Origin of the sequence: Saccharopolyspora sp. 7B (assembly GCF_020177435.1) — a bacterium.
GTDB classification, from domain to species: Bacteria; Actinomycetota; Actinomycetes; order Mycobacteriales; family Pseudonocardiaceae; genus Saccharopolyspora_C; species Saccharopolyspora_C gregorii.
Map to the genome: position 1 here is coordinate 1 of NZ_JAIUKC010000231.1, position 9,786 is coordinate 9,786.

Consider the following 9,786-nt stretch of genomic DNA (forward strand, 5'->3'; position numbering starts at 1 on the left):
CACCCCCCCGCCCGCCCCCCCCGCGCCCCCCGCGGGGGGGGCGCCCCCCCCCCCCCCGCCCCGGCCGCGCCCAGCTCCAGCAGGGCGCGCGCCGTGCTCCGCCGCCCCGCTCGCGCCGCTTCCCGGCCGGCGACGAGCCACACCTCGGCGGCCGCCGTCGTCCAGCCGTGCTCGGCGCAGGCGTGCCCGGCGCGCCGCGCCGCGGCCAGCGCGTAGCGGGACACCTGTCCCACCCGCAGCCGCGCCTGCCACTCCACCGCCACCGCCAGCGCGGCCCAGGAATGCCGCCGCTGCGAGCGGAACAACCTGGCGGCGCACCGGGCCGGGCGGATCGCCGCTTCCGGATCGCCCGCCCGCAGCGCGCACCCGGCCAGGGCCAGCCAGGTGTCGCCGAGCCGCGCCACCCGGCCCAGCCGCTGCAACCGGGAAGCCGCGCGGTGCAGCTCCTCCCGCGCCTGGTCGTGCAGTCCCACCTCGGCCAGCGCTTCGGCCCGGTCGACACGGATCTCCGGGTGCCCGGCCGGGTCGGCCCCGGCGGCGCGCGCCTCGTCGAACAGCCGCAGCGCCCGCGGCAGGTCCCCGGCGCGCAGCGCCACGCAGCCCCGGTTGTGCCTGCACAGCGCGGCGCGCTGGTCCCGCCCCGCGGCGCGGAACCGGTGCTCGGCGGCGGCCAGGTCGGCCTCCGCCTCGTCGAGCCGATTGCGGTACAGGTGTGCGAGGCCGCGCGCGACGTGCGCGTTGGCCGCCCACTGGTGGTCCCCGCGCTCGGCAAGCCCCGGCAGCGCCGTCGAGAGCACCGCGACCGCCTCGTCCTGCCGGTCCTGCTGGAACAGCAGCACGCCGCGCAGGCAGCTCGCCCGCACCGCGTCCTGGCCGGTGAGCTGCTGGGCCGCGGCCTCCAGGTGCCGCCACGCCGCCTCCGGGTCTCCCCGGTCCAGCTCGACCCACGCGCAGGTGAGCAGGACCTGCGCGGCCCGATCGGGCAACCGTTCCCGCCGCGCCGCCGCCAGCGCGACCCGCGCGTGCTGCCGAGCCTCCGCGGATCGACCGCGCTCCACCGCGACCAGCGCCCGGATGTGCCTGGCCAGCACCCGCAGCTCGGGATCGCCGGAGCGGGCGAGCCAGCGGTCCGCCGCCCGCGCCGCCCCGTCCGGGTCCGCGCAGACCCGGTCCCGCCACCGCACCGCGGCCGAGATCGGCTCCGTGCTCGGCGCGAGGGCCGTCCCGGCGCTCAACAGACCAGCCAATCCGCGACGGCGGGCGCGGCGCCCACCGGCCGGAACACCAGGCCCAGCGGGCCCGTAGGCACGTCGGTCACCCGGAACGCGCCCGCCACGTCGAGCTCGGCGACGCACTGCCCGCCCGGATGCCGGAACAGCACGTCCCCCTCCGGCCTCCCCTGACCGGAGCGGCTGATCACCATGCCCGCGGCCCGGAACAGGCCCGGCACCGTCGGCACCAGGTCGAGCTCCACGATCCGCCCCGGCATCAGGAACGTGAGCACCCGCGGTTCCGCCGGATCCGGGGCGGCGCCACCGGACCGGACCGCGGCGGCCGCGTCGGCCGAGTCGCCGACCAGCTCCAACGCCGCCGCGCCCGACCGGGCACGCGCCAAACCGGCGGCGGCGTACGCGGCGTCGCGCACCCGCACCGGCGCCGGATCGCGGAGTTCGAACAGGTCGCGCAGCACGCGCAGCTCGGCGGGCATCCGGGGGCTCATCCGGCGGCCTCCTCGACGTTCCCGCCGGTCGCCAACCGTTCCCGCAGCGCCGCGAGGCAGCGGCCCTTCTTCGGGCCGATGCTGCCGCGCGGCATGCCGAGCGCCTGGCCGACCTGCGCGTAGCTGGCGTCCGGTGCCACCGCCACGACCCGCAGCAGCTGCTGGCAACGCCGGGAGAGCTGGGCGAACGCCTGCCACATCCGGGAGACCGCCACCGAGTGCAGCGCGCTGCTCTCCGGCCCGTCACCGGGATCCGGCAGGTCCAGCATCCCGGTGTCCCAGCCGACCGGAGATTCCCGGCGCCGGGCCTTCGACAGCCGGATCGCCTCGCGCCGGGCCGTCGTGGCCAGCCACCCTGGCAGCGCCCGCGGATCCCGCAGGGCGCCGAGGTTCTCCGCCAGCGACAGCCAGGTCACCTGGCACACGTCCTCGGCGTCGACGGCGCTCGGCGAGTACGCCCTGGCCGCCGCCCACACCACCGAGGCGTTGCGGTCGACGAGCTCCCGCCAGGCCGCAGGCTCACCGGCCGCGGCGCGGGCCAGCAACCGGGCGGCGTCGTCGGATTCGGAGACCTCGTGCACGGCGTGCATCGCGCTCCCTCCCCTCAAGATCGGTTTCCCGAGTAAGAGGAGCGAACCCCCCGCGCAGATTCACCGAACGCCGATTACCCCCCGAACGGGTAACGCCGCACCGCGTCCCGAGCGGCCCGGTCGGCGTCGGCCCCGTCCCGGACCGCGCTCGCCGCCGCGGCCGCGACCCGCGGCGCGGCGAACGACGTCCCGCTCCAGCTCGCGTACCCGTAGTGCCGCTCGCCGCGCCTCCCCGGCAGCAGCCGCACGTGGCTGCTCACCACGTCCACCCCCGGCGCGCACGCGTCCACCCAGTCGCCCGAGCCGGAGAACTCGGCCACCGCACCACCGGGCCCGCTCGCCGCGACGGCCAGCACCCCAGGCAGCGCGGCGGGCCAGAACGGCCGGGACGAACCGTGGTTCCCGGCGGCGGCCACCACCACCGCACCGCCGAACCGCGCGAGCTCGGCCTCCAGCGCGGGCGGGCACCGGTCGCCCGGCGTGTGGCACCCGGCGGTCAGCAGCACCACGTCCACCCGCGCCCCGCCGCGGCGCAACGCGCGCAACCCGGCGGCGACGGTGAGGTCGTCGGTGAACCCGAGCGAGGACAGCACCCGGTGCGCCCGCACCACCACCCCCGGCGCGTGCTGCAGCAGCACGCCGGAGACGAAGGTGCCGTGCCCGGCCTGCCGGTCCTGCTCGGCGTCGTCGTCCGCGTCCAGGACCTCCGGCACCGGGTCGAACCGGTCCCGGCCCGCGAACCACGGATGCGGGTCGCAGCCGGTGTCGAGCACCCCGACGGTGACGCCCCACCGCTCCCGGGCCGGTTCCGGGACCGGCGCCGCAGGCTCCGCCTCCGCGCCCGTGCCGAACAGCACCGGGGCGCCGAACATCGTCGCGGACCCGACGTGCACGTGGTTGGCGCTCACCTCGGCGAACTCGTCGGCGATGGCCACGCAGCGATCTCGTTCGGACGTGCGCAGCCGGATCCGCGCGAGCTCCAGCCCGTCGTCGTGGTCGATGCCGTCCACCCAGCGGCGCAACCGGGACAGCACCGGGTCCAGCGAGCCGCGCGCGGTGATCAGCTCCCCGCGCCGCACCAGGCATTCGCCGGGGCCGCCGGGATCGTGGACCAGCAGGTCGTGCCCGTAGCGCGCCCAGCTCTCGCCGAGCTCCGCGACCGTCAACCGGGTGCCCGAGATCGAATCCACAGGGGACACTGTGCGATGGGTCACCACGATCGTCCACTTGAGGCATGCCGTCGGGTGAAATCTCCTGGCATCCCGGTGGCATCGAGCCAGCAGTGTTCGCCGCAACCGGTGGTAAGACACCGCCTGTCCGGGTGGTTGATACCGAGAAGGGCTGCCACCCATCCTATGGCGAGAGGAGCATTGACCCCTCGCGTTCGGCGGGAGCGGACCGACAGGCGGTGGTGAGGGTGACCGGGAGCTGGCGCAGGCGCTGGCCGCTCCTGCGCGCCTGGACCGCCCGCGCCGCCGCGACCGCGGGACTCGTCGGCGGCGCCTGGTTGCTGGCCGCGGGCCCGGCCGAGGCCGCACCGCAGCCGGACGTGGTGCCCGCGGTACGGGTCGAGGTGGCGAAGCCCGCCATCTCGTCGCCGGCCGCCGTCCGGCCCGCCATCGCCCGGCCCGACCCCGTCGAGATCACGGCGCCCAACGCCCCGGAACCGGTCCACGAGGACGTCCCCACCGATGCGGTGCAGCTCGGCGTCGCCGACCTCGCCGCCGACATCACGAGCGGCGTGCGCGCGGAGCTCGAACCGGTCGTCGAACCCGCGGAACCCGACCGCACCGAGCCGGACCTGGTGCAGCTGCTCCCCGACCGCGGCGGCACCGGCGCGGTGGCGACCACCGCACCACCGCCGGACGTCGCCACACCTCGCGCTCAGGCCCCGGAACGCGTCGAACCGGCTCCGCCCGTGCGGACCGAAGCTCCCGACACCGCCCAGCACCTCTCCGCACCCGCACCCGAGCCGCAGCACCAGGCCGCGCCGACGCCCGCACCGGTCGAGCACGGTGGCACCGCACCGCACCAGGGTCCGCCGGTCGGGCCGCCCGCCGTGGTGACCGCTTCCGCGGCGCCGAGCGGGTCCGGGCACGGCCTGCGCTGGATGCACGCCGTGCTGCCGGCCCGGCCGCACCTGCCCGGGCCGGTGCGCGCCGTCGGCGGCCACGTCGAAACGGTCATCTCGCGCGGCATCGCGCTGATCGAACCGTCCACCTCCCCCGACTGAACCGGACCGGCGGCACCCGGCACCGGGGCCGCCGCACCACCGAGGTCTCCGGTCCGGCCGACTGCGCCAGGCAGGACCGGTCGCGGGGCGCCCGCAGGCACGTGCACCAGGAACCTTGACCCCTCCTGAGCTGCGTGCCGCGCCCCGGTCCCGGTGCCGCGCTGCCCCAGCGGCGCCGGGACCACGCCCGAGATCGCCTTCCGGCACGACGAGGGGCCGTGCCGGAAGGCGGTCCGGGTGCTCAGCTGATCGGCACCTCCAGCGGCCCCGGGTCGGGCATCCCGTCGAACCGGCCCGCCGCCGCGGCCAGCCGGCGCACGACCTCCCGGTGCTGCTCGACCGGCAGCGCGTACGGGATCCGCAGGTAGCGCTCCAGGTGGCCGTGCACCGCGAACCGGGATCCGGGCACCAGCCGCAGCCCGTGCTCCTCGGCGGCGATCGCGAACCTGCTGCTCACCGGAGTTCCCAGGTCGCACCACAGCGACAGCCCGCCGTCCGGGATCCGGAACCGCCAGCCCGGGACCTGCTCCGCGAGTTCCGCGATCATCGAGTCGCGCATCCCCGTCACCTCCTCCCGCCGTCGCCGCAGCGCCGGCTCCGGATCGGCCAGCAGCTCGGCCAGCACCAGCTGCTCCAGCACCGGGCTGCCGAGGTCCATCACCGCGCGCTCCAGCAGCAGGCGCTGCACCAGGTCCTCGGGCGCCCGCACCCATCCGAGCCGCATGCCGCCCCAGAACGCCTTGCCCGCCGAGCCGATCGTGATCACCCGGTCGTCGCCGAACGCGGCCACCGGTGGCGGCGGGGTGCGTCCGGTCAGGTCCAGTTCGACCAGGGTTTCGTCCACGACGGCCGTGGTGCGGGTGCGGCGCAGCATCGCGACCAGGCGTTCCCGGTCCTGCGCGGTCATCTGGATGCCGGTGGGGTTCTGGAAGTCCGGGATCAGGTAGGCCAGCTTCGGCGTGGTCTGCTGCAGCGTGGCGGACATCAGGTCCAGGTCCCAGCCCTCCGCGAGCATCGGCACCGCCACGGCCTCGGCGCCGGCACCGCGGATCGCCTGCAACGGGTTCGGGTAGGTGGGGTGCTCGACCAGCACCCGTTCGCCCGGGGAGACCAGGGTGCGCAGCACCAGCGCGAAGGCGTGCTGCGCGCCGTTGGTGACCAGCACCTGCCGCGGGTTCGTCGGCAGGCCGCGGCGGGTGTGGTGCTCGGCGATGCGTTCGCGCAGTTCCGGCAGCCCGAGCGCCTGGTAGCCGTGGCCGCCGAGCTCCGCCGGGATGCGGCAGCGCGCGCGGTCCAGCGCGGCGGTGAACTCCGGCGGCGCGGGCAACGTGGCCTGCGCGAGGTTGATCAGGTCGGGGGTGCTGGGCGGCCAGCCGCCGGGGTCGGTGTGCGCCCGGTCGCCGGGCAGCCGCACCCACGAGCCGGAGCCCTGCCTGCTGGCCGCGAAGCCCTCGTCGCGCAGCAGGTCCAGCGCCCGCACCACGAGGGTGCGGCTCACCTCGAGCGCGTCGGCGAACTCGCGCTCCGCGGGCAGCCTGGTTCCGGGGGGAAGCCTGCCGTCGAGCACGAGCTGCCGCACCGCCTGGTGCAGCCCGCCGGAGGTGGCGCGGCCGGAGTGCCAGCTGCCGAGCAGTTCCGCGATGCCGCGGGAGCCGATTCGTCCTATCACGCGAGACACGAGTCCAATAGTTCCAGATTGGCTATCGTGATCGAGGCCAATCTCGACGTATCAACGACTCATGGCTTCAACCACCACCCCAGTGGATCTTTCACCGATGCCGGTGTCGGTGCGCCCGACGGCCCGGCTGGCGCAGCTGTTCGGCGGCTTGGCGCTCTACGGCACGAGCATGGCGCTGATGGTGCGCGCCGAGGTCGGCCTGTCGCCGTGGGACGTGTTGCACGACGGGCTGACCCAGCGCCTCGGGTGGAGCTTCGGGGCCGTCACAGCGCTGACCAGCGTCGTGGTGCTCGCGCTGTGGATCCCGCTGCGGCAGCGGCCGGGCATCGGAACGGTGGCGAACGTGGTGGTCATCGCGGTCTCGGTGGACCTCGTGCTGGGGCTGCTGCCGCCGTTGCACTGGTTGCCGGGGCAGGTGGCGCTGTTCGTGGCCGGCCTGGTGCTGAACGGGTTCGCGACCGCGGTGTACGTCGGCGCCCGGCTCGGGCCGGGTCCGCGCGACGGGCTGATGACCGGCCTGCACGCGCGCACCGGCTGGTCGGTGCGGCTGGTGCGGACCGGGATCGAGGTGGGCGTGCTGGTCGTCGGCTGGGCGCTCGGCGGTTCCGCGGGATTCGGGACGGTGCTGTACGCGGTGGGGATCGGGTGGATCACCCAGTTGTTCCTGCCGCTGGTGACGGTCCCGGGCCGCCGATGATCGGGGGCGTGGCGGACGTCGAGGTGGCCGAGCGGCCGGGCGATCGGTTGACCCCGGGAGCGGGGACGAGCGAGGACGTGGTGCTGGTGCTGCCGAACGCGGTGGCGGTGCTGGACGGCGCGACCTCGCTGCGACCGGACTCCCGGTCCGGCGGCTGGTACGCGGAGCGGCTGGCCGGGGCGCTGGAACCGCGGCTGGTGGATCGGAGCGCCGATCTGGCGGATGTCCTGGCCGAGTCGATCGCCGAGGTGGCGGCCCGCTTCGACCTCCGCCCCGGCGAGTCGCCGTCCAGCACGGCGGCGCTGCTGCGCTGGGACGAGGAGCAGGTGGAGGCCCTGGTGCTGGCGGACAGCCCGATCGTGCTGGACACCTCGGCCGGCGTGCGGGCGGTGACCGACGACCAGCTCGCCGCGCTGCGCCGCCGGAACCAGGGTCGCCGGAACCGGGGCGGCGGATTCCGGGACCGGCTCCGATCCGGCGGCGGGTTCGGAGCCGGGCACCGGGCGGCGCTGGGTGCGGCGATGGGCCGGACCTCGCGGTGGCGCAACGTCGAAGGCGGCTTCTGGGTGGCCGAGGCGGTGCCGGAAGCCGCCGCGCACGCCACCCGCGCGCGGTGCCCCCGCCACGAGGTGCGGGCGGCGCTGGTGATGACCGACGGCGTGTCCTGCGGCGTGCAGGACTACGGGATCTTCCCCGGTTGGCCGGAGCTGCTGGCCGCGGCGGAACGCGACGGCCCGGACGCCGTGCTGGCCGAGGTGCGGGCCGCGGAGGACGCCGATCCGCGGGGCGAGCGCTGGCCGCGGCCCAAGCGGCACGACGATCAGGCGCTGGCGCTGGTCCGGTTCGCCGACGACGCCCGGACCCACGATCCGGGGAAAAAAGATCTCTGCACCTAGAGACAATCCGCATACCACCAAGTAACCTGGTGGTGTCCACCTGACCCCCAGGGGTGGACTTCACGCCCCCGCACTCCCGGTGACCCCCAGGCCGGTCGAGCGCGGGGGCGTCCTACGTTCGGGTGGAGTTTGTTTTCCTGCGCAACGGAGTTCCGCTTCACTCGTTTGAGTGGGCAAGGGAACCTGCCGCCACTGTCGGCAGTCGTACCGACGGCACGCAGCACGACTCCGAAATGGGGAGGGATCGCCCGTGGACTTGCACACCCGGATCGAACTGTTCGGTGGTCCAGAAGACGGTCGGGAGATCACCCTGCCCGCGGGCGCGGCCGGCGGGCCGCTCTCCCCCATCCCCGTCCCCCGCGACGTCGAGGACCCGACCGCCGCTTATGTGAAGGACCACCAGCGGCCGCACGGGGTGTGGATCTACAAGTACACGGTCAGCCCGACGATCCGGCAGTCCCCGGTGCAGTGAGACCACCGCGGTGGGCGGTGGGCTCGGCGGGGTCGGCTCGGTGCGGCGAGCCCGGCGGTGCAGCCAGCGCGGTGAAACTGGTGCGGTCCGGCCAGTGCAGTGGACCTGGCGCGGCCCAGCCAGTGCAGTGAACTTTATGCGGTCCGGCGACGCGGTGGACTCGGTGCGATTCTGCCGACGCGGTCGACTCAGTGCGGCGAACCCGGCGGAGGTAGCCCGGCAGCGCGGCGAACCCGGCACGGCCCGGCCGGCGGCGTGAACCTGGTGCGGCTCGGCAGGCGCAGCGAACCTGATGCGGTCCAGCCGGCGCAGTGGACTTGGTGCGGTCCGGCCGGCGCAGTGGACTTGGTGCGGTCCGGCCGGCGCAGTGGACTTGGCGCGGTGACCCGGACCGAAGATTCGGCAGCGCGGTGAACTCCGCGCGGTGAGCCCTGGAGCAGCGGCTCCGGCGTGCGGCTCGCCAGCTCGCACCCGGCGCGGCGCCTCCGGCGCGCGGGTGGCACGGAACCCCGACATCACCCCTCTCCGATGTGACCCCGATCACCTAGGGCAACCGGTTGCTTCCCGTCGCGTCTTCCGGACAGATCACGAAGCAAGCGACAATTTCGGAGGCAATCATGCGCAGCACCGCCATCGTGGGTTCCGTTCTCGCCGCAGGCCTTTCCCTCGTCGGCATCGCCGGTCTCGCCGGAGTCGCGAATTCGGAGGCCACCACGAACTTCATGGGCGCCAAGTCGAGCTACCCCTCGGTGCCGGGCCCGCAGCCGATGGACGTGGCCCACGGCGCCCTCCAAGCACCCGACGGCTCCTACTGGGACGTGTACTCCCGAGACGTGAGCGGTGGCCACGCCGGCGCCGAGAACGCGCACAACGTCATCGGCCTTTACCTCGACCTCGACCCGTCGCAGGTCAGCGACCCCAACGGCTACGCCGAAGACGTCTTCGGCAACTACGACTGCTCGCTCGTCACCCAGGAGGACACCCCGCGCATGGGAGTGAGCTGCGACGACGGCCAGCTCCCGGTCGTCGCCTTCCAGCAGGCGAGCTGACCGGCGGCACCACGCCCGCCGAGCTCCACCCACGCACCACCCGCCGACACGGCGATCGAATCCAGCGCATCGCGCGAACCATTCCACTCCAGCACGAATGACCCGATCGCCCTCGCACGCCCGAATTCGCCACCACTGAATTCCACGACACCGAATTCCACGGCGCCGAGAACAAGTCGGCAGCAATCCGGGACCGCGCACAATTCCGCGACGATCCCCACCATTCCACCGGCCCCCCCCCCCCCCCCCCCCCCCGGCCCCCGCGGGGGGGGGGCCCCCGACGTGCTCCTCGCAGCCGCGACCCGCACGGCTCACGGCTCACGGCTCACGGCTCACGGCTCACGGCTCACGGCTCACGGACGAGCCAACCGATCGCGCGCCACGGCGACCACCCCGGCACCGCCCGGCCCGCGGCCGCGCCACGACCGCAGCTTCCCGACCGCCCCACCAG

The 9,786-nt window shown here is 75.1% G+C and carries 9 protein-coding genes and 1 pseudogene; 5 read left to right on the forward strand and 5 right to left on the reverse strand.

Translation table 11 applies throughout. The annotated features are described in order from the left end of the window. The 4 genes and pseudogenes from LCD33_RS27515 to LCD33_RS27530 all read right to left on the reverse strand — a co-directional run. Window positions 1-1,235, reverse strand: a pseudogene (locus LCD33_RS27515) (tetratricopeptide repeat protein); the annotation flags it as partial. Further along, the gene (locus LCD33_RS27520; protein ID WP_224978444.1) at window positions 1,232-1,720 is read right to left on the reverse strand and encodes a hypothetical protein; all 489 of its coding nucleotides are present in this window, start codon (window positions 1,718-1,720) and stop codon (window positions 1,232-1,234) included. The gene LCD33_RS27520 and the pseudogene LCD33_RS27515, both read right to left, overlap by 4 nt. Then, window positions 1,717-2,310: an RNA polymerase sigma factor gene (locus LCD33_RS27525; protein WP_224958511.1), complete on the reverse strand. Its 594-nt coding sequence runs from the start codon at window positions 2,308-2,310 to the stop codon at window positions 1,717-1,719. Before LCD33_RS27525 ends, LCD33_RS27520 begins: the two co-directional genes overlap by 4 nt. 74 nt (window positions 2,311-2,384) lie before the next feature. Beyond that, window positions 2,385-3,500, reverse strand: a complete 1,116-nt coding sequence (locus tag LCD33_RS27530; protein ID WP_224978445.1) for a S8/S53 family peptidase — start codon at window positions 3,498-3,500, stop codon at window positions 2,385-2,387. A gap of 227 nt (window positions 3,501-3,727) precedes the next feature. Between LCD33_RS27530 and LCD33_RS27535 the strand changes: the two genes are divergently transcribed. Further along, entirely contained in the window at window positions 3,728-4,543 is an 816-nt protein-coding gene (locus LCD33_RS27535; protein WP_224958514.1) for a hypothetical protein, read from the forward strand. A 241-nt stretch (window positions 4,544-4,784) separates the two neighbouring features. Here LCD33_RS27535 and LCD33_RS27540 read toward each other — a convergent pair whose 3' ends face one another. Further along, a complete protein-coding gene (locus LCD33_RS27540; protein ID WP_224978446.1) occupies window positions 4,785-6,212 on the reverse strand; it encodes a PLP-dependent aminotransferase family protein in 1,428 nt (475 codons plus the stop codon). A 106-nt stretch (window positions 6,213-6,318) separates the two neighbouring features. Between LCD33_RS27540 and LCD33_RS27545 the strand changes: the two genes are divergently transcribed. The 4 genes from LCD33_RS27545 (at window position 6,319) to LCD33_RS27560 (ending at window position 9,335) form a co-directional block, all read left to right on the forward strand. Further along, window positions 6,319-6,918 (forward strand): YitT family protein, encoded by a 600-nt coding sequence (locus LCD33_RS27545; RefSeq protein WP_224978447.1) that lies wholly within the window; start codon window positions 6,319-6,321, stop codon window positions 6,916-6,918. A gap of 8 nt (window positions 6,919-6,926) precedes the next feature. Beyond that, window positions 6,927-7,814, forward strand: a complete 888-nt coding sequence (locus LCD33_RS27550) for a protein phosphatase 2C domain-containing protein (protein ID WP_224958517.1) — start codon at window positions 6,927-6,929, stop codon at window positions 7,812-7,814. Window positions 7,815-8,064: 250 nt separating this feature from the next. Further along, window positions 8,065-8,286 carry a hypothetical protein gene (locus LCD33_RS27555; RefSeq protein ID WP_224978448.1) on the forward strand — a complete coding sequence of 74 codons (222 nt, stop codon included), beginning with the start codon at window positions 8,065-8,067 and terminating at the stop codon, window positions 8,284-8,286. A gap of 617 nt (window positions 8,287-8,903) precedes the next feature. Next, the gene (locus LCD33_RS27560; RefSeq protein ID WP_224958519.1) at window positions 8,904-9,335 is read left to right on the forward strand and encodes a hypothetical protein; all 432 of its coding nucleotides are present in this window, start codon (window positions 8,904-8,906) and stop codon (window positions 9,333-9,335) included. Window positions 9,336-9,786 lie beyond the last annotated feature (451 nt).